Origin of the sequence: Ottowia sp., assembly GCF_035325765.1 — a bacterium.
Taxonomy (GTDB): Bacteria; Pseudomonadota; Gammaproteobacteria; order Burkholderiales; family Burkholderiaceae_C; genus Ottowia.
The window spans coordinates 1-19335 of the sequence record NZ_DAOKZG010000053.1 but is presented as its reverse complement, the minus strand read 5'-3'; the positions used below and the strand labels follow the sequence as shown (position 1 = coordinate 19335).

The window sequence follows — 19335 nt, the reverse complement described above, 5'->3', positions numbered from 1 at the left end:
GTTGAAGTCGGCGAACTGCATCGGGTAGTCGGCGTAGCGGCGCGGCATGCCGGCCAGACCCAGAAAGTGCATCGGAAAGAAGGTGACGTTGAAGGAGATCATCGACCACCAGAAGTGGATCTTGCCGCGCGTTTCGTTGTACATCACCCCGGTCCACTTGGGCGACCAGTAGTAGTAGCCGCCGTACAGCGCGAACAGCGAACCGGCCACCAGCACGTAGTGGAAGTGGGCGATGATGTAGTAGGTGTCCTGGATCTGCGTGTCGACCGGCACCACGGCCGGGATCACGCCGGTGAAGCCGCCGATGGTGAACACGAAGATGAAGCCCACGGCCCACAGCATCGGGGTCTCGAAGGTCATCGAGCCGCGCCACATGGTGGCCACCCAGTTGAAGATCTTCACCCCGGTCGGGATGGCGATCAGCATGGTGCCGTACATGAAGAACAGCTGGCCCGTCACCGGCATGCCGGTGGTGAACATGTGGTGCGCCCAGACGATGAACGACAGGATGGCGATGGCCGCCACCGCATACACCATGGAGGCGTAGCCGAACAGCTTCTTGCGCGCGAACGCCGGCACCACCTGGCTGATGATGCCGAAGGCCGGCAGGATCATGATGTAGACCTCGGGGTGGCCGAAGAACCAGAAGATGTGCTGGTACATCACCGGGTCGCCGCCGCCGGCGGGGTTGAAGAAGCTGGTGCCGAAGTGGCGGTCGGTCAGCGTCATGGTGATGGCGCCGGCCAGCACCGGCATGACCGCGATCAGCAGGTAGGCGGTGATCAGCCAGGTCCAGACGAACATCGGCATCTTCATCAGCGTCATGCCGGGCGCGCGCATGTTCAGGATGGTGACGATGATGTTGATGGCGCCCATGATCGAGGAGGCGCCCATGATGTGCAGCGAGAAGATCGCCGCGTCGAGCGACATCGGCATCTGCGCCGACAGCGGCGCGTACAGCGTCCAGCCGGCCGCGGGCGCGCCGCCGGGCATGAAGAAGGTCGCCGACAGCATGATGCCGGCCGGCACCAGCAGCCAGAAGCTGAGGTTGTTCATGCGCGCGAACGCCATGTCGGCGGCGCCGATCTGCAGCGGGATCATCCAGTTGGCGAAGCCGACGAAGGCCGGCATGATGGCGCCGAACACCATGATCAGGCCGTGCATGGTGGTGAACTGGTTGAACATCTCCGGGTTCACGATCTGCAGTCCGGGCTCCAGCAGCTCGGCGCGGATCAGCATCGCCAGGATGCCGCCCACCATCAGCATGGTGAAGGAGAACAGCAGGTAGAGCGTGCCGATGTCCTTGTGGTTGGTCGCGAACACCCAGCGCCGCCAGCCGCTCGGGGCGTGGTGGTGGTCATCGTGGGCGTGGTCGTGCCCACCGGCGTGGGGAACGGGAAGGACGGCACTCATGGCGGTTTCTCCGGATATCAAACTGGGGCGTTCTGGCTTGCGGGTGCGTGCGGGCGATGTCAGCCGCCGGCCTGGGCCTGGGCCTGGCGCTGCTTCTCCTGCGCGACCCAGGCGCTGTATTCATCCTGCGGCAGCACCTTCACGTGGATCGGCATGTAGGCATGCTCCTTGCCGCACAGCTCGGCGCACTGGCCGTAGTAGTCGCCGGTCTTCTCGGCGCGGAACCAGGTGTCGCGCACGAAGCCCGGAATGGCGTCCTGCTTGACGCCGAAGGCTGGCACCATCCAGGCGTGGATGACGTCGTTGGCGGTGGTGATGACGCGCACCTTCTTGTTCACCGGCACCACCAGCGGGTGGTCGACCCTGAGCAGGTAGTCGTCGCCCTCGGGCTTGCCGGCGTTGGACATCTCGCGTTGCGCCGGGTCGAGCGTGGAGAGGAAGGAAATGCCCTCGCCCTCGCCCGCCAGGTAGTCGTAGCCCCACTTCCACTGGTAGCCGGTGGCCTTGATGGTCAGGTCGGGGTTGGTGGTGTCCTTCTGCGCCACGATGACCTTGGTGGCCGGCGCCGCCATGCCGATCACGATCAGGAACGGCACCACGGTCCAGGCGATCTCGACCGCGGTCGACTCGTGGAAGTGGGCGGCCTTGTAGCCCTTGGACTTGCGGTGGTGGATGATGGAGTAGCCCATCACGCCAAACACGCCGATGAAGATGACGGCGCAGATGATCAGCAGCATCCAGTGCAGGTCGGACTGCGCCTTGGCGATCTGCGTCACGCCCTCGGTCAGGTTGAGCTGGTTGACCGCCGGGCCGCCGGGCAGGTCGTTCACCTTGGCCGCCTGGGCGGCGCCGGCCACGGCCGCCAGGGCCCCGATGATCAGGTGGCGCGGCAGCCCGGCCAGGGTGGTTGCAATGCTCTTCATCGTCTCGGGTCTTCCAGAAATCTCAAACATTCGCAGGCCTGCATCGATCGGATCGCGCCAATGCGGCGTGCCGGGACGGATGGCCACGGCACTTGCGTGCCCGCAACCGCTGCCTGGACCCTGTGCCAAGGCACATCCGCATGCAAGTTTAACCGAGTTGTTGCTCGAATATGAACAGATTGTGACCTGCCTCAAAGCATCGGCGCCATTCATGGGGCAGGCTGGAATCTTTCGTCGCCATCGGGATCGGCACGCTCCGCGCGTCGGCGGGTGAAGCGCATCGGCGCGAGCGGCTCGCGTGGCGCGGGCTTGATGGCGTGTCCATAGACCAGTTCGAGGGTGAGCGCCAGCGGCTGGCCGGGCGCCGGCCGCAGGCGCTGGTCGATGAGCCGCAGCAGGCGCTCGCGCCAGGCCGGCGTGCGCAAGCCGGCAAAGCGCGCGGGATGCAGGTTGCGTCCCAGCTCACGCAGCTCGGCCAGCAGGCGCTCCGCCGAGTCGTAGGTCAGCGTGAGGCGCTCCATGTCGACCACCGGGTCGGCAAAGCCCGCCGTCACCAGGCGGTCGCCCCAATCGTGCATGTCGGTGAATTGCTGCAGCGGCGGCGGCCAGCCCAGCTCGGCATAGAGCGACTGCAGCTCGATCAGCGTGTCCGGGCCAAAGCAGGAAAACATCAGGAAGCCGTGCACCTCCAGGGCGCGCCGCCAGTCGGCCAGCAGGGTGGCCGGATCGTCGCTGCGGTCCGCCAGCAGGTTGGCCCAGACGAGTTGCACCGAGCCCTCGTCTGGCGCCGTGACCACCGCGTGCGCACGCGCGCCGCCCCGCGCGAGACGCTGCCACCAGCCCGTCGCCGGCCGGGTCGGCGGCACGGGCCCTGCCTGCGGCTGCACTTCGATGCAGCGGGCCGCGGGATACTGCGCCGCCAGCAGCGCGCGCGCGGCCAGGCCGCCGCAGACCGGCTCCCAGTGGGCCCAGCTTTGCACCGGCAGGCGAATCCAGGAGAGCCGTTCGGCCATGCGACGCGCCACCTCCTCGTGCAGCCACGGTGCCCGGGGATGGACGTGGCGCGCCCAGCGGCGCGCCGCCACGGGATCGAGGGAAAAGGTCGGAAGCGCGGGCATGGCGGTGCGCGCAGTATATTGAGCGGTTGATCCCCGTGCGCTGCCTGCTGCCATGGCCTTGCCTCGCCTGCTGCCTGCCCTGTTCTCGCCCGCGGCCTGGCCCAGCCAGTGCCTGATCTGCCGCGCCTGGCCGGCGCGCAGCCTGTGCCCGGACTGCACCGCGCGGTTCACGCGCCCGGTCCCGCGCTGCAGCGGCTGCGCCTTGCCGGTGCCCGCGGGCGTGCCGCGCTGTGGCGCCTGCCTCGTCGATCCGCCGCCGATCGATGCCTGCCTGGCTGCGGTGGACTACGCCTGGCCCTGGACGCACTGCATCGCACGGCTGAAATTCCATCAGGACGTGGGCCTGGCGGCAGCCCTGGCGGCCCTGCTTGCTGCCGCGCCCGGCGTGCCGCAGGCGCTGGCGCACGCCGACTGGCTGCTGCCGATGCCGCTCGCGCCCGAGCGCCTGGCCGAGCGCGGCTACAACCCGGCGCTGCTGCTGGCGCGCCAGTTGCCGCATGCGTCCTGCAGGACCGATTTGTTGTTGCGCATGCGCCACACACCGCCGCAACGCGGCCTGAGCCGGGCCGCGCGCCGGCGCAACGTGCGCGGCGCCTTTGCCGTCGAGGCCGTGAACGCACAGGCACTGCAGGGCCGCCACGTGGCCCTGCTGGACGACGTCATGACGACCGGCGCCAGCCTGCACGAGGCGGCGCGCGCGCTGCGCCGCGCGGGCGCGCGCCGGATCACGGCGATTGCCCTGGCCCGCACCGACGCGCCCCGCTGAAACACGCCCCGCCCGCGACGCCACGACAATCGACGCATGTTCCACATCGTGCTGGTCGAGCCGGAAATCCCGCCCAACACCGGCAACGTGATCCGGCTGGCGGCCAACACCGGCTGCCAGCTGCACCTGATCGAGCCGCTGGGCTTCTCGATGGACGACAAGCTGCTGCGGCGCGCCGGGCTGGATTACCGCGAGTGGGTCGAAGTGCGCCGCCATGCCGGCTGGGACGCCTTCCTCGCGGCCGAGCAGCCCGACCCCGAGCGCCTGTTCGCCTTCACCACCCGGGGCACGCGCACGCCCCACGAGACAGGCTTCCAGCCCGGCGACTGGCTGGTGTTCGGCGCCGAGACGCGCGGCCTCGCGCCGGATCTGCTGGCACGACTGGCTCCGGCACAGTGGCTGCGCCTGCCGATGCGCCCGCAACAGCGCAGCCTGAACCTGTCGAACGCGGTGGCGGTCGGCGTGTTCGAAGCCTGGCGCCAGCACGGCTTTGCCGGCGCGGCGGACCCTCAGGCGTAGTAGCGCGCCACCGACTCGGCGACGCAGGCGGGCTTGTCCGAACCCTCCAGCTCGATGGTGTTGCGCCAGACCATCTGCCGGCCGCCCTCGATCGGCGTCGCCTCCAGCAGTTCCATGCGCGAGCGCACGCGGCTGCCAGCCGGCACCGGGGCGATGAAGCGCACCTTGTTCAGGCCGTAGTTGATGCCCATGCGCAGGTCGGCGATCCGGACCGTGCGGTCGGCCAGGCCCGCGATCAGCGACAGCGTGAGGAAGCCGTGCGCGATGGTGGCGCCGAACGGGCCCGCCCGGGCGCGCTCGGGATCGACGTGGATCCACTGGTGGTCGCCGGTGGCGTCGGCGAACTGGTCGATGTGCTGCTGCGTTACGGTGTGCCAGTCGCTGACCGCCACTTCCTGGCCCACGCAGGCGGCCAGTTCGGCAAGGGTGTTGAACGTTCTCATGGGGTGAATCTACGGCGACGGCCGTGGGCGCGGCGTCATTTGTGCGACTCGTCGAGCCAGCGGCACAGGCCCTGCCACTGCTCGAGATCGCGCTGCACGCGCCCCGGCGCGACGTCGAACAGGGTGAGCCCCCGCGCCGCCAGTTGGACGTAGTTCTGCGTCGGCCGCAGCATGGCGAGCACCGGCAGGTCGAGGTCCTCGGTGAAGCGGCGCAACTGGTCGGCCGCCAGCGTGCGCTCGTCCACGCGCATGCCGACCAGGCCGATCGGCAGCTCGCGCCGCCCGCGCAGGCCGGCCAGCTCGTCGAGGAATTCGCGCGTGGCGTAGATGTCGAAGATGCTGGGCTGCAGCGGCACCAACACGCGGTCGGCCTGGCGCAGCGCGTCCGCCAGTTGCAGGCCGCGCAGGCCGGCCGGCGTATCCAGCACCACGTGCGTCGTGCCCTTGGGCGGACGCACGATGAAGCTGCCTTGCACGTCCCAGCTGGCGATCGGGCGCGCCGCCTCGGGGCGCAGGCCCAGCCACAGACGCGCGGACTGCTGCCGATCGACGTCGCCCAGCATCACGGCGTGCCCGCGGCTCGCCCAGTAGCCGGCAATGTTGGTGGCCAGCGTGGACTTGCCCACGCCGCCCTTCGGATTGGCGATGACGACGACCGGCATCTCGGTCCCTCCTGCAACTGCCATTCGCGGCGTGGTCGATCTTAGGGCAAGGCCGAACGAGCCCTGCGCGCGCCATCCCGACCACCTGTTCGGCGGCGCCCCCAGGGCCGGAGCACCGCATCTGCGGGCCCGATAAGATGACGCGCTCGATCGAGACCGATCGCCACCGCCGCGCCCGACCTCCATGGATCTGCCCGCCGCCCTGCCCACGCTGTGGGACCACCGCCTGCGCGTCGTGCTGGAGGCGGCGGCGACGCTGGCGTTCGCGCTGTCGGGCGTGATCGAGGCGGCGCGCAAGCGGCTGGACGCCGTGGGCGTGTGCGTGGTCGCCTTTGCCGCGGCCTTTGGCGGCGGCACGCTGCGCGACCTGCTGCTCGACCATCGACCGTTCTTCTGGGTGCAGCAGGTCGAATACGTGTGGGCCCTGCTGCTGCTGTGCGTGCTGGCCATCGCCTTCCTGCAGCAGCGTCACCTGGCGCCAACCGAGCGCGCCATCCTGTGGCCCGACGCGCTCGGCCTGGGCCTGTTCACCACCGTGGGCGCGGACCTCGCGCTGACGCTGCAGCAGCCGTCCCTGGTGGCGGTGCTGATGGGCGTCATCACGGCCACCTTCGGCGGCGTGATCCGCGACATGCTGTGCAACGAGATCCCGCGCGCGCTGGCCGACCACCGGCCGTATGCGCTGTGGTCGTTTGCCGGCGGCTGGCTGTTCGTGGGCCTGGAACACCTGGCCTGGCCGCACGAACTGGTGCTGGCCAGCACCGTGGTCGTCACGGCCGGCGCCCGCCTGCTGTCGGTCTATCGCAACTGGACCGTGCCGGGCTGGCGCCGGGGGTAGACCACGCAGCACGCTGGCGCATCGCACTCCACCGGCACGGCCGTGCGCCTGCATCGATCCAGGAATTCCGCACCATGCTTTCTGGCCTCAGCGCATTTGCCCTCACGCCGACGGACGAGCACGCCATCGACGAAGCGGCATTCGTCGGATTGCTGCGACGCCTGGTGGCGGCGCGAGTCGACTCCATCGGCGTGCTCGGCTCCACGGGCAGCTACGCCTACCTGACCCGGGCCGAGCGCGCGCGCATCGCCGCGCTCGCGGTGGAGCAGGCGGATGGCATCCCGGTGCTGGTCGGCATCGGCGCGCTGCGCACGCGCGAGGTGCTCGAGCTGGCGGAGGACGCGCAGCGCGCCGGTGCGGCCGCCGTGCTGCTGGCGCCGGTGTCCTACCAGAAGCTGCACGACGACGAGGTATTCGGCCTGTACCAGGCGGTCAGCCGCGCGCTGTCGGTGCCGCTGTGCGTCTACGACAACCCGGCCACGACGCAGTTCGTGTTCAGCGACGCATTGCACGCGCGCATCGCGGCGCTGCCGGCCGTGCGCGCGATCAAGCTGCCGCCGGTGCCGGCCGATCCGGCGCGGGCGCGCGAACGCGTGCAGCGCCTGCGGGCCCTGGTTCCCCCACACGTGAGCCTGGGCATCAGCGGCGATGCAAGCGCCGCGACCGGCCTGAACGCGGGCTGCGACGCCTGGTACTCGGTGCTGGGCGGCCTGTTCCCCGAACTGGCGCTGGCGCTCACGCGTCACGCGCAGGCGGGACAGGCACGAGAGGCGACGCTGCTGTCGCAGCGCCTGGCCCCGCTCTGGGCGCTGTACGCCCGCCATGGCGGCAGCCTGCGCGTGATCGCCACGGCGGCCGAGCTGCTGGGACTGGTCCAGCACCCCTGCCTGCCGCTGCCGCTGCGCAGCCTGGGCGGCGCCGACCGCCAGGCGCTGGCGCACTGCCTGGCGCAACTCGGGCTGTCCGCCTGATGGGGATCCGGGTGTATCACCGGGCCGTCATCCGGCACGACCACAGCGCCAGTCCCGGGGCTGCAATCGCGACGTCAACGGGCAGCGCCGGGGCACGCGCTTTCTCGCGCGCGACGCCCAAGGTCCAGCGGGCGCTCCTAGAATCTCGTTGACCTCGCGGGTGAATGCCCGACCAATCCACGGACACACAGCAAAGGAGCCGCGCCATGCAGATCAAGGACAAGGTATTCATCGTCACCGGCGGAGCCTCGGGCCTGGGCGAGGGCACGGCGCGCATGCTGGCCGGCGCGGGTGGCAAGGTGGTGATTGCCGACATGCAGGTGGAACGCGGCGAGGCCGTGGCGCGCGAGATCGGCGGCGCCTTCGTCAAGTGCGACGTCAGCAGCGAGGCCGACGGCCAGGCGGCAGTGGCGAAGGCGACGTCCCTGGGCAAGCTGATGGGCCTGGTCAACTGCGCCGGCATCGCGCCGGCGGAAAAGACCGTGGGCAAGAGCGGGCCGCACCGGCTCGACGTCTACACCAAGACCATCATGGTCAACCTGGTCGGCACTTTCAACATGATCCGCCTGGCGGCGGCCGCCATGAGCCACAACGAACCCGAGGACACGGGCGAACGCGGCGTGCTGATCAGCACCGCCAGCGTCGCAGCCTACGACGGCCAGATCGGCCAGGCCGCCTATGCCGCCAGCAAGGGCGGCGTGGTCGGCATGACGCTGCCGATCGCGCGCGACCTGGCGCGCAGCGGCATTCGCAACATGACGATCGCGCCCGGCATCTTCGGCACGCCGATGCTGTTCGGCATGCCGCAGGAGGTGCAGGACGCGCTGGCCGCCAGCGTGCCGTTCCCGAGCCGCCTGGGCCGGCCCGAGGACTATGCCAAGCTGGTGCGCCAGATCATCGAGAACGACATGCTCAACGGCGAGGTGATCGGGCTCGACGGCGCGATCGGCATGGCGCCGAGGTGAGCCGCGCCGGCGCCGGGCGCGTCACGGGGGTGCCAGGACGTCGCCCGCGCCCGCCGGCCTTTCGCCGGACCGGGCGCCCAGCGCCTGACGCACGCCGGCGTCGCTCGGGCTCTGGAAGGCGCCCAGGCCGAACTCCGGCAGGATCGCCAGCAGGTGGTCGAAGATGTCGCTCTGGATGCCCTCGTACTCGGCCCACACCGTGGTGTTGGTGAAGCAGTAGAGTTCCAGCGGCACGCCCTGCGCCGTTGGCTGCAGTTGCCGCACCATCAGGGACATGCCGACGTGAATGCCGGGATGTGCCCGCAGGTAGGCCTCGACGTAGGCGCGAAAGGTGCCGATGTTGGTCAGGCGCCGCTGGTTGGCCGGCAGCGCGGCCAGGGTCGCGCCGAGTTCGCGTGCCTGCGCGACGCGCGCGGCCTGCACGGCCTCGACCTTGTCCTTCATGTAGCCGGCAATCAGCGCGATGCGGCCCAGGCGCGCGATGTCCTCGTCGCCCAGGAAGCGGATGGTGCTGGCATCCAGCATCAGGGCGCGCTTGATGCGGCGCCCGCCCGACTCGGTCATGCCGCGCCAGTTCTTGAAACTCTCCGTCATGAGCCGCCAGGTCGGCACCGTGACGATGGTCTTGTCCCAGTTCTGCACGCGCACGATGTTGAGCGCGATGTCGATCACCGCGCCGTCGGCGCCGGCCTGGGGCATCTCCATCCAGTCGCCCACGCGCAGCAGGTCGTTGCGCTCGATCTGCAGGCCGGCCACGAAGGAGCGGATGGTGTCCTGGAACACCAGCATGAGCACCGCCGACAACGCGCCAAAGCCCGACAGCACGATCAGCGGCGACTTGTCGGCCAGCGCCGCGATCATGATCACCACCGCCGCGATCGCCACCACGAGCTGGCCGAACTGCACCCAGGCCTTGATCGAGCGGCCTTCGGCCACGGCGTCCGGGCGGCGCCCGTCCTGGGCGTCCAGCGTGACGTCCAGCATCTTGAACAGCAGGCGCGCCACGCACAGCACGGTGAGCGCAGCGGCGACGTTGGCGATCACCGTCGCCGGCCGCTCGGCCAGGCCGGGCACCGAGCGCACGCCCACCTGCACCACCAGCGTCGGCACGATCTGGGCCGCACGGTGCAACACCTTGGGATGCAGCAGCACGGTCGCCAGCCCCGATGGCGTGGCGGGGCCCAGGCGCGCCAGCCCGCGCGTGAGCAGCACCTGGGCCAGCCACTGCAGCAGCCAGGCGATGGCCAGCAGCAGCGCCAGCCCGCCCAGGGCCTGCACCCAGGGGGTCTCGAACGAGAGCGCGGACCCGTCCGTCATCGGAACAATGTCCGAACGCCGCGCCCGTCAAGCGTCCGCACGACCCTGCACGTCGTCAGACGTCGATCGCCAAAGCCGACCCGGCGCGCTTGCGCAGCTCGAACTTCTGGATCTTGCCCGTGCTGGTCTTGGGCAGCTCGCCGAACACGATGGCGCGCGGCACCTTGAAGCCCGCCAGGTGCTGCTTGCAATGCGCGACGATGTCGGCCTCGCTCACCTGGGCGCCGGGCTTGATCTCGACGAAGGCGCAGGGCGTTTCGCCCCACTTCGGGTCGGGCCGCGCCACCACCGCCGCCGCCAGCACCGCCGGATGGCGATACAGCACGTCCTCGACCTCGATCGAGGAGATGTTCTCGCCGCCCGAGATGATGATGTCCTTGCTGCGGTCCTTGATCTTGATGTAGCCGTCGGGGTATTGCACCGCGAGGTCACCGCTGTGGAACCAGCCGCCGGCAAAGGCCTCGGCCGTGGCCTCCGGGTTCTTCAGGTAGCCCTTCATGACGATGTTGCCGCGGAACATGATCTCGCCCATGGTCTCGCCGTCCCAGGGCACCGGCTGCATGGTCGCAGGGTCGAGCACGCGCGCGTCGCGCTGCAGGTGGTAGCGCACGCCCTGGCGCGCGTTGAGCTGGGCGCGCGCACCGATGTCCAGGGCCTCCCAGGCCTCGTGCCTGGGGCACACCGTGGCCGGGCCATAGACCTCGGTCAGGCCGTAGACGTGGGTCAGGTCGAAGCCGAGCTGCTCCATGCCCTCGATCATCGAGGCCGGCGGCGCCGCGCCCGCCACCATGCACTTGACGCCGCGCGGCACGCCCACCTTCAGCGCGTCGGGCGCATTGATCAGCAGGCTCTGCACGATCGGCGCGCCGCAGTAGTGGGTGACGCCGTGCGCGCGGATGGCGTCGAACACCGCCTGGGCCTCGACCCGGCGCAGGCAGACATTGACGCCGGCGCGCGCCGCCACCGTCCACGGGAAGCACCAGCCGTTGCAATGGAACATGGGCAGCGTCCACAGGTAGACCGCGTGCTTGGGCATGTCCCACTCGAGGATGTTGCTGATCGCGTTCACCGCCGCGCCGCGGTGGTGGTAGACGACGCCCTTGGGGTTGCCGGTGGTGCCCGAGGTGTAGTTGAGCGAGATCGCGTCCCACTCGTCGCCCGGATACTGCCACTCGAAGGCGGGATCGCCGCCGGCCAGGAATTCCTCGTAGGTGGTGCCGCCCAGGCGCTCGCCCGGGCCGTGGAGGGCGTCCTCCACGTCGATCACCAGGATCGGCGCCTCGGACTGCCGCTGTGCCAGCGCCTTGCGCATGACCGGCGCGAACTCCGGGTCCACGATCACGGCCCTGGCACCGCCGTGGTCCAGCATGAAGGCCACGGCCTCCGGGTCGAGCCGGGTGTTCAGGGTGTTGAGCACCGCGCCGGCCATCGGCACGCCGAAGTGCGCCTCGACCATTGGCGGCGTGTTCGGCAGCATCGCCGCCACGGTGTCGTTCTTGCCGATGCCGGCGCGCTGCAGGCCGCTGGCCAGGCGCCGGCAGCGCGCGTAGGTCTCGGCCCAGCTCTGGCGCAACTCGCCATGCACGACGGCCAGGCGTTCCGGATAGACCTCGGCCGCGCGCTGGATGAAGGCCAGCGGCGTGAGCGGCGCGAAGTTGGCTTCGTTGCGGGACAGGTCGGTGTCGAAAGCGCTGGGCATGGGGCCTCCGAAAGAGCAGGGAGCAGGGGTGGAATCGATGATACCCACCCGTTGCACGGCACCACCGTGAACCGGCTGCCGCGCCCACGCGGCGAAGCCATGGACTTTGATGCAGCGCAACATAAACCATTGGATCATTGTGGATACTGCCCCCATCAACTGGACTCAGTCCAGACCGCGGCCTTCACCGCAATCGGAGCCGACCATGAAACGCAATCCACGCCCCCTGAGCACCGCCCTGGCCCTTGCCCTGGCCAGCCTGGCCCTTGCCGCCACCCCGGCCGCCGTCGCCGCGGACGCCGAGCCGATCCAGCCGCTGGAGCCGGCCAAAGTGACCGACCCGGCCAAGGTCGAGCTCGGCAAGAAGCTGTGGTTCGACCCGCGCCTGTCGCGCTCGGGCTTCATCTCCTGCAATTCCTGCCACAACCTGAGCATGGGCGGCAGCGACAACGTCGCCGCCTCGGTGGGCGACCGCTGGCAGAAGGGCGGCATCAACTCGCCCACGGTGCTGAACTCGGTGCTGAACATCGCCCAGTTCTGGGACGGCCGCGCCAAGGACCTGGCCGACCAGGCCGGCGGCCCGATCGCCAACCCGATCGAGATGAACTCCACGCACGAAGCCGCCGTGGCGACGCTGCGCTCGATCCCCGGCTATGTCGCGGAATTCAAGAGCGTCTACAAGGTCGAGGCGATCGACATCCAGCAGATCACCGACGCGCTCGCGACCTTCGAGGCCACCCTGGTGACGCCCAACTCCCGCTTCGACCAGTGGCTCAAGGGCGACAAGACCGCGATCACCGACGTCGAACTCAAGGGCTACCAGCTCTTCAAGACCTCCGGCTGCGTGGCCTGCCACAACGGTCCGGCCGTCGGCGGCAACATGTTCCAGAAGATGGGCGTGGTGGCGGAATACAAGACCAACCACCCGGCCGAGGGCCGCTCGGCCGTGACCGGCAACGTGATCGACCGCTTCACCTTCAAGGTGCCGACGCTGCGCAACGTCGAGCTGACCTACCCCTACTTCCACGACGGCGCGGCCCAGACGCTGGCCGAGGCGGTGGACATCATGGGCCGGCTGCAGCTCGGCCGCGTCTACTCGGCCGAGGAGAACGCCCAGATCGTGGCCTTCCTGAAGACGCTCACCGGCGACCAGCCGCAGATCACGATGCCGATCCTGCCGGTCTCCAGCGACCAGACGCCGCGCCCGGACCCGTTTGCGCCGATCGTCGCGCCGGGCCGCAGATGAGCACCCTGCATCCTCCGGCGCCGCCGGTGCAGGCAGACCTGGCACGGCGGCTGCGGGCGGTCGGCCTGCAGCCGACACGCCAGCGCCTGGCGGTGGCCGCCCTGATGCTGGCGCGGCCCACGCACCAGACGGCCGAGCAGGTGCTGGTGGCGCTGCGCGAGCGCCCGTCCCCCGGCGGCGACAGCACCGGCCGACCCGTGCGCATCTCGCGCGCCACGGTGTACGCGACGCTCGCGCAGTTTGCCCGCGCCGGCCTGCTGCGCGAACTGCATACCGGTTGCGCGGTGGTCTACGACAGCAAGCCGACGGTCCACCACCACTGGCTGGACGTGGACAGCGGCGAGGTGCACGACCTGCCCGCGGGCGTCTCGCTGCAGGTCAGCGGGCTGGAGCATCTGCCCGAGGACCTGCGGGTGCAGGATCTGCAGCTCCTGCTGCGCGTGCGCCGCAAGTCGGCGGCCTGAGCGCGGCGCACACCCGCGCCCGTCCGGGACGGCGCGCCCTGCGGCGCGTTTTCGTCCCCGCGAACGCCGCGCGGCAAAATAGCCGCGTGGCCATCCCGCAACATTTCATCCAGGAGCTTCTGGCACGCGCCGACGTGGTCGAGGTGGTCGGCCGCCACGTGCAGCTGAAGAAGACCGGCGCCAACTTCTCCGGCCTGTGCCCGTTCCACGGCGAGAAGACGCCCTCCTTCACGGTCAGCCCGTCGAAGCAGTTCTACCACTGCTTCGGCTGCGGCCGCCATGGCAACGCCATCGGCTTCCTGATGGAGCACACCGGCGCCGGCTTCGTCGAGGCCGTGCACGACCTGGCGCAGCAATACGGCCTGGCGGTGCCGGAGGACGAGCGCGACCCGGCGGACCGCGCACGCGCGGCGCAGGAGCGCGCGAAGCGCCTGACCCTGACCGAAGTGCTGGCGCGCGCGGCCGAGGCCTACCGCGAGCAGCTCAAGCGCGCGCCGCACGCCATCGACTACCTCAAGCGGCGTGGCCTGTCGGGCGAGATCGCGCGCGCCTACGGTCTGGGCTGGGCGCCCGAGGGCGGGCACGGGCTGGCGAGCGTATTCCCCGACTACACCGACCCGCTGCTGCAGGAGGCGGGCCTGGTGATCGTCGCCGAGGACAACCCGAACCGGCGCTACGACCGTTTTCGCGAACGCATCATGTTCCCGATCCGTGACGTCAAGGGCGAGGTGATCGGCTTCGGCGGCCGCGTGCTGGGCGACCAGAAGCCCAAGTACCTGAACTCGCCGGAGACTCCGGTGTTCCACAAGGGGCGCGAGCTCTATGGCCTCCACGAGGCGCGTCACGCGCTGCGCGAGCACGGCCACGCCCTGGTGGTCGAGGGCTACATGGACGTGGTGGCGCTGGCGCAGCTCGGTTTTGGCAATGCGGTGGCGACGCTCGGCACGGCCTGCACGCCCGAGCACGTGCACAAGCTGTTTCGTTTCACCAGCGACATCGTGTTCAGCTTTGATGGCGACGCTGCCGGCCGCGGCGCGGCGCGCAAGGCGCTGGAGGCGGCGCTGCCGCTGGCCAGCGACACGCGCAGCGTGCGCTTCCTGTTCCTGCCGCCCGAGCACGACCCGGACAGCTTCATCCGCGCCGAGGGGCCGCAGGCCTTCGGCGCGGCGCTGCGCCAGGCGACACCGCTGTCGCGCTTCCTGCTCGAGGCCGCCGCCGCCGACTGCGACCTGGACAGTGCCGAGGGGCGCGCCCGCTTTGCCAGCCAGGCCCAGCCATTGTGGAAGGCCCTGCCGCCGGGGGCACTGGCGCGCCAGCTGCTGGGTGAAATCGCGCAGCAGGTGCAGATCGGCGTGCACGAGCTGGAAGCGCTATGGTCCCTCCGGCCGGCACGCCGACCCGGCGCGGCTGGCCAGGCGCCGCACAGGCCGACCTCCCCGGCCGCGCCGCCCGCCTGGGCACGCCCGCCGCAGAGCCAGCCGCGCGCCGCGCGGCCACGCGCGGCGCCGGCGAGCCGTGCCGAGCGGGCGCTGCAGATCGTGCTCACGGCGTCCGATACTTGGCTCGCGCTCGGGGCTGGCGACCAGCAGTTGCTGTGCGACCTCCCAGCCCCCCACGGCCCCCTGTTCGTCTGGCTCGACCGCCAGGCCCAGGAGCATGGCGCCCAGCCCTGGAGCGCCTTGCGCGAAGCCTTGCGGGGCCACGAATGGGAACAGGTGGCGGTGCAAGCGATCGAGAACCTGCACGACGACATCGCGTCGGACCCTGACGAACTGGCCGCGATCCTGCGCCGCGAGCGCCCGCAGCTCCTGAAGAAGCGCATGGACGCGGCCCTCGCCGCCGGCGACCTGGCGCTCTACCAGGCCCTGCTGGCCCAGCTGGCGGCGGCCAAGACAGCGCCTACGGCGGACCCGACGGGCCCCTGAACGTCGCCGGCGTCACCGCCCTTCCTGCCTACACTCCGTCCAACCCAATCGACCAGAAGCCCATCCATGCCAGCATTCGACTTCGACCTCTTCGTCATCGGCGGCGGCTCCGGCGGCGTGCGCGCCGCGCGCTTTGCCGGCCAGCGCGGTGTGCGCGTGGCGCTGGCGGAAGACCGGCAGCTCGGCGGCACCTGCGTCAACGTCGGCTGCATCCCCAAGAAGCTCTACAGCTATGCCGCCGAGTACGCGGAGGGCTTCGCCGACGCCGCCGGCTACGGCTGGCGCATGCCGGCCAGGCCGACGCTGGACTGGGAGGTGCTCAAGACCAACCGCGCCCAGTCGATCGGCCACCTGAACGGCATCTACGGCCGGCTGCTGTCGGGCGCCAACGTGCAGCAGATCCAGGGGCGTGCGCGCCTGGTGGACGCCAACACCGTGGAAGTGACCCATGCGGACGGCCACGCCAGCCGCCACACGGCGGCGGTGATCCTGATCGCCACCGGCGGTCGGCCCTGGGTACCCGAGCTGCCGGGACGGGAGCTCGCCGTGGTGTCGGACGACGTGTTCGATCTGCCGGTGTTCCCGCGCCGGCTGGTGGTGGTGGGCGGCGGCTACATCGGCTGCGAATTCGCCAGCATCTTCCACGGGATGGGCGCCGAAGTCACGCTGCTCTACCGCGGCGAGCAGATCCTGCGCGGCTTCGACGACGAGGTGCGCGATTTCGTCGCCGAGGAGATGCGCAAGGCCGGCGTCGACGTGCGCGTGCAGGCCCAGGTGACGCGCATCGAGGCCGCCGGCAACGCGCGCCGCGTGCACCTGGCGGACGGCACGACGCTGGAGGCCGATGTCGTGCTCTACGCCACGGGTCGGCGCGCCAACACCGAAGGCCTGGGCCTGGAGGCCGTGGGCGTGCGCACCGACGCCCGCGGGGCGATCGAGATCGGCGCGCATTTTGCCACCAGCGCGCCCGGCATCTACGCCCTGGGCGACGTGGTCGGCGGGCTGGAGCTGACCCCGGTGGCGCTGGCCGAGGGCATGGCCCTGGTCGACCACCTGTTCGGCCCGCTGCCCGGCCACGCCAGGCGCACCATGAACTACGACGACATCCCGACAGCCGTGTTCACGCATCCGCCGATCGGCACCGTCGGCCTGACGGAAAGCGCCGCGCGCGAGAAGTGCGGCGCCATCCGCGTCTACCGCAGCGACTTCCGGCCGCTGCAGCACAGCCTGTCGGGGCGCAGCCAGCGCTCGCTGGTCAAGCTGGTCGTCGACGATGCAACCGACCGCGTGGTCGGCGCCCACATGGTCGGCGCGGACGCCGGCGAGATCATCCAGGGCTTCGCGGTCGCCATCAAGGCCGGCGCCACCAAGGCGCAATTCGACGCGACCATCGGCATCCACCCGACCAGCGCCGAGGAATTCGTGACGCTGCGCGAGGTGACGCGCACCTGAGGGGCAGCGCCCGGTGTTGCATGCCATCTTCCTGCCAGGGGCAGGTGCAACATCGCGCAGCGCGTCGGGCCGCGGGCGTGTTGCATCTCAGACGTCGCGGAGGACGCGACGCGCCGTGACGATCGGTTGGATCAGCCCAGCGCCGCCTGGGGGCGCCGCGCCGCCATGCGCAGGCCGTCGCGCAGGTTGAGCGCCAGCATCGTGATGTTGACGGCACCGGCCAATAGTTCCAGCGCCTGCAGCGCATAGAACCGGCCGTCGATCTGCCCGGCATTGGCCCACCGTGCCAGCATGAAGGCGCTGGGCAACAGGATGAGCAGGCCGTTGGCGGCGGCGAGCTTCATGCGCCGCTGCTTTGCCTGCACCAGCGGGCCCCGCCGGGACCGCGCCAGCGAGAAGCCGCTGGCGCCGGTGGCGGCCAGCGCCGGGATCAGCACCCACATCCCGGCCAGCACCATGTTCTTCACGAACACCACGCTGGCGTCATCCAGCGCCAGTTCCGACACGGCGGTGGAAAGCCAGAACGTCAGGATGCAAAGCAGCGCAACCAGGCCAAGGATTCCGTGCAGTCTCGATTTCATGATGCATCCTCCAGGTTGGGGGTGTGAGTCTTCAGTTCATGCTCCATGGCCTGCAGCACGCGCGCGGCGCTTTCCGTCAGGCAGACGGCTGCACCAGTGGCTTCAGCGCGGCCTGGCGCGCCACGGCACGTGCGCTGACGCGCCGCAGCATCCACTGCACCGTCAGCGCCACGCCCCACAGCGCGCAGGCGCCGGCGCACCAGAACGCCACCGGCGACTGCCAGGGCGCGAGCGGCCCCAGGCCCCGGTAGGCCAGCAGGTAGCCACCCGCCAGCCCCACGCCCCACAGCACCAGGCCGTAGACGAGAAAGGGCGCGAAGGTCACGCGCCAGCAACGCAGCAGGAAGATCGCCACCGTCTGCAGTGCATCGGCCAGGTGCATGAGGGCCAGCCAGCCCAGCAGGCGGGTCGCCAGCAGCGCCACCGCGGCGTTCGTGGTGTAGATCGCCGCCACCCAGGGGCGGCCGGCAAACAGCAGCAGGGCCAGCACGCCGCCCAGGCCGGCGCCGACCCAGCAGGCCTGCAACGCCACCGTGCGGGCACGCGCCTCGTCGCGGGCGCCGCGCCACCTGCCGACGCGCGCACTCGCCGCCACCGCCAGCGACAGCGGGACCATGTAGAGCAGCGCCGTCACGTTGGCGGTGATCTGGTGCGCCGCCGCGGCGGTGGTGCCCAGGCGCGCGATGAACAGGGCCATGAGCGTGAACGAGGTGATCTCCACCGCGATCGTCAGCGCCGCCGGCACGCCCAGGCGCGCAAAGGCGAGCAGGGTCGGCGCATGCGGCCGCTCCAGGCGCCGCCACAAGGCCAGCGACCGATAGAAGACCTGCTTGTGGATCAGTCCGAGCGCCAGCGCGCACAGCAGGAAGTTGACGACGAAGGTGGCCCAGGCGCAGCCCACCACTCCGAGCTCGGGCATGCCGGCGCCGCCAAAGGTGAGCCAGACCGACAGCGGCAGCTTCACCGCCAGCGCGATCACCTGCAACCAGCTCACCAGCTGCGGCCGGCCCAGCGCCTGGCTGAGGGTGCCGAAGGCGCGAAACAGCAGCGCCGCCGGCAGGCTCCAGCCGACCACCGCCAGGTAGTCCGTGGCGATCGGTCGCAGGTTCTCGGGCACCTCGGTCCAGCGGAGGATTGGCGCCGGCTGCAGCAACACCGCCATGCCCAGCACGCTGGCCGCCGCGCAGACGTACAGCGACTGGCGCACCGAGGGGCCGATGTGGTCCAGCTTGCGCGCGCCGTGCAGTTCGGCCCAGATCGGCAGCAGCGCCGTCAGCAGGCCCATCAGCGAGACGTAGACGGTGACGAACACGGCCGAGCCGATCGACAGTGCCGCCAGCGACAGCTCCGAATGGCGGCCGGCCACGATGGTGTCGACCACACCGAAGCCCATCACCGCGATCTGCCCGATGAACACGGCCCAGGCGTCACGGCCCATGGCCTTCAGGTCGACCCAGGGGGATTCGGGTGGCGCAGGGGCGGCAGTCACGGCGCGTGATTGTGGCAGCAGGGACATGTCGCACCGGCGACCGGAAACCGAATACCATGCCGCTTCAGAGAGGAGCTTCCATGACCGACCTGAGCAAGATCACCTGCATCGAGGACCTGCGCGTCATCGCCCGGCGCCGCGTGCCGCGCATGTTCTACGACTACGCCGATTCGGGCAGCTGGACCGAGGGCACGTATCGCGCCAACCAGGCCGACTTCGCCCCCATCCAGCTGCGCCAGCGCGTGGCCATCAACATGGAGGGCCGCAGCACCGCCACCACCATGATTGGCGAGAAGGTGACGATGCCGGTGGCGCTGGCGCCGACGGGCCTGACGGGCATGCAGCACGCCGACGGCGAGATCGCCGCGGCACGCGCGGCGCGCAAGTTCGGCGTGCCGTTCACGCTGTCCACCATGAGCATCTGCTCGATCGAGGACGTGGCGCAGCACGCGGGTCGGGGCTTCTGGTTCCAGCTCTACGTGATGCGCGACCGCGACTTCATCGAGCGCCTGATCGACCGCGCCAAGGCCGCCGGCTGCGGCGC

18 protein-coding genes and 1 pseudogene are annotated in these 19335 nt (G+C 70.4%); 10 read left to right on the top strand and 9 right to left on the bottom strand.

Translation table 11 applies throughout. The features are described from left to right. From PKA16_RS13760 to PKA16_RS13750, 3 genes and pseudogenes are all read right to left on the bottom strand, one after another. On the bottom strand, window positions 1-1413 hold a 1413-nt coding region (locus tag PKA16_RS13760; protein WP_324404032.1), incomplete at its 3' end, for a cytochrome c oxidase subunit 1. Between the two features lie 80 nt (window positions 1414-1493). Beyond that, window positions 1494-2336, bottom strand: a pseudogene (gene coxB, locus PKA16_RS13755) (cytochrome c oxidase subunit II); the annotation flags it as partial. Window positions 2337-2545: 209 nt separating this feature from the next. Further along, a complete protein-coding gene (locus PKA16_RS13750; protein WP_324404030.1) occupies window positions 2546-3454 on the bottom strand; it encodes a biotin synthase in 909 nt (302 codons plus the stop codon). 52 nt (window positions 3455-3506) lie between these two features. Here PKA16_RS13750 and PKA16_RS13745 point away from each other — a divergent pair, with 52 nt between their 5' ends. Next, window positions 3507-4220 (top strand): phosphoribosyltransferase family protein, encoded by a 714-nt coding sequence (locus PKA16_RS13745; RefSeq protein ID WP_324404028.1) that lies wholly within the window; start codon window positions 3507-3509, stop codon window positions 4218-4220. Between the two features lie 36 nt (window positions 4221-4256). Further along, window positions 4257-4739, top strand: a complete 483-nt coding sequence (locus PKA16_RS13740; RefSeq protein ID WP_324404026.1) for a tRNA (cytidine(34)-2'-O)-methyltransferase — start codon at window positions 4257-4259, stop codon at window positions 4737-4739. Here PKA16_RS13740 and PKA16_RS13735 read toward each other — a convergent pair. Continuing rightward, complete coding sequence (locus tag PKA16_RS13735) at window positions 4730-5182, bottom strand: MaoC family dehydratase (protein ID WP_324404024.1); 453 nt, start codon at window positions 5180-5182, stop codon at window positions 4730-4732. The two genes, PKA16_RS13740 and PKA16_RS13735, sit on opposite strands and share 10 nt — an antisense overlap. Before the next feature lie 35 nt (window positions 5183-5217). Next, window positions 5218-5844 carry a ParA family protein gene (locus tag PKA16_RS13730; RefSeq protein ID WP_324404021.1) on the bottom strand — a complete coding sequence of 209 codons (627 nt, stop codon included), beginning with the start codon at window positions 5842-5844 and terminating at the stop codon, window positions 5218-5220. A gap of 184 nt (window positions 5845-6028) precedes the next feature. Here PKA16_RS13730 and PKA16_RS13725 point away from each other — a divergent pair, with 184 nt between their 5' ends. The 3 genes from PKA16_RS13725 (at window position 6029) to PKA16_RS13715 (ending at window position 8618) form a co-directional block, all read left to right on the top strand. Then, entirely contained in the window at window positions 6029-6682 is a 654-nt protein-coding gene (locus tag PKA16_RS13725; protein ID WP_324404020.1) for a trimeric intracellular cation channel family protein, read from the top strand. A gap of 74 nt (window positions 6683-6756) precedes the next feature. Continuing rightward, a complete protein-coding gene (locus PKA16_RS13720; protein WP_324404018.1) occupies window positions 6757-7653 on the top strand; it encodes a dihydrodipicolinate synthase family protein in 897 nt (298 codons plus the stop codon). 206 nt (window positions 7654-7859) lie between these two features. Further along, window positions 7860-8618: a 3-hydroxyacyl-CoA dehydrogenase gene (locus PKA16_RS13715; protein WP_324404016.1), complete on the top strand. Its 759-nt coding sequence runs from the start codon at window positions 7860-7862 to the stop codon at window positions 8616-8618. Window positions 8619-8639: 21 nt separating this feature from the next. Here PKA16_RS13715 and PKA16_RS13710 read toward each other — a convergent pair whose 3' ends face one another. Both PKA16_RS13710 and PKA16_RS13705 read right to left on the bottom strand, forming a co-directional pair. Further along, the gene (locus PKA16_RS13710) at window positions 8640-9935 is read right to left on the bottom strand and encodes a mechanosensitive ion channel domain-containing protein (RefSeq protein WP_324404014.1); all 1296 of its coding nucleotides are present in this window, start codon (window positions 9933-9935) and stop codon (window positions 8640-8642) included. A gap of 55 nt (window positions 9936-9990) precedes the next feature. After that, window positions 9991-11634 (bottom strand): acyl-CoA synthetase, encoded by a 1644-nt coding sequence (locus tag PKA16_RS13705; protein WP_324404012.1) that lies wholly within the window; start codon window positions 11632-11634, stop codon window positions 9991-9993. Window positions 11635-11839: 205 nt separating this feature from the next. Between PKA16_RS13705 and PKA16_RS13700 the strand changes: the two genes are divergently transcribed. The 4 genes from PKA16_RS13700 (at window position 11840) to gorA (ending at window position 16721) form a co-directional block, all read left to right on the top strand. Continuing rightward, window positions 11840-12880, top strand: a complete 1041-nt coding sequence (locus PKA16_RS13700; RefSeq protein ID WP_324404009.1) for a cytochrome-c peroxidase — start codon at window positions 11840-11842, stop codon at window positions 12878-12880. Further along, window positions 12877-13344, top strand: a complete 468-nt coding sequence (locus PKA16_RS13695) for a transcriptional repressor (RefSeq protein WP_324404007.1) — start codon at window positions 12877-12879, stop codon at window positions 13342-13344. Before PKA16_RS13700 ends, PKA16_RS13695 begins: the two co-directional genes overlap by 4 nt. Before the next feature lie 86 nt (window positions 13345-13430). After that, window positions 13431-15269, top strand: coding sequence for a DNA primase (gene dnaG, locus PKA16_RS13690; protein ID WP_324404005.1), 1839 nt, complete (start codon window positions 13431-13433; stop codon window positions 15267-15269). 66 nt (window positions 15270-15335) lie between these two features. Beyond that, on the top strand, window positions 15336-16721 hold the full coding sequence (gene gorA / locus PKA16_RS13685) for a glutathione-disulfide reductase (RefSeq protein ID WP_324404003.1): 1386 nt from the start codon (window positions 15336-15338) through the stop codon (window positions 16719-16721). 131 nt (window positions 16722-16852) lie between these two features. Here gorA and PKA16_RS13680 read toward each other — a convergent pair whose 3' ends face one another. Beyond that, window positions 16853-17302 (bottom strand): hypothetical protein, encoded by a 450-nt coding sequence (locus tag PKA16_RS13680; protein ID WP_324404001.1) that lies wholly within the window; start codon window positions 17300-17302, stop codon window positions 16853-16855. A gap of 76 nt (window positions 17303-17378) precedes the next feature. Further along, entirely contained in the window at window positions 17379-18740 is a 1362-nt protein-coding gene (locus PKA16_RS13675; protein WP_324404034.1) for an MATE family efflux transporter, read from the bottom strand. A gap of 131 nt (window positions 18741-18871) precedes the next feature. Here PKA16_RS13675 and PKA16_RS13670 point away from each other — a divergent pair. Beyond that, window positions 18872-19335: alpha-hydroxy-acid oxidizing protein (locus tag PKA16_RS13670; RefSeq protein ID WP_324403999.1), on the top strand; the 464-nt coding region annotated here is incomplete at its 3' end.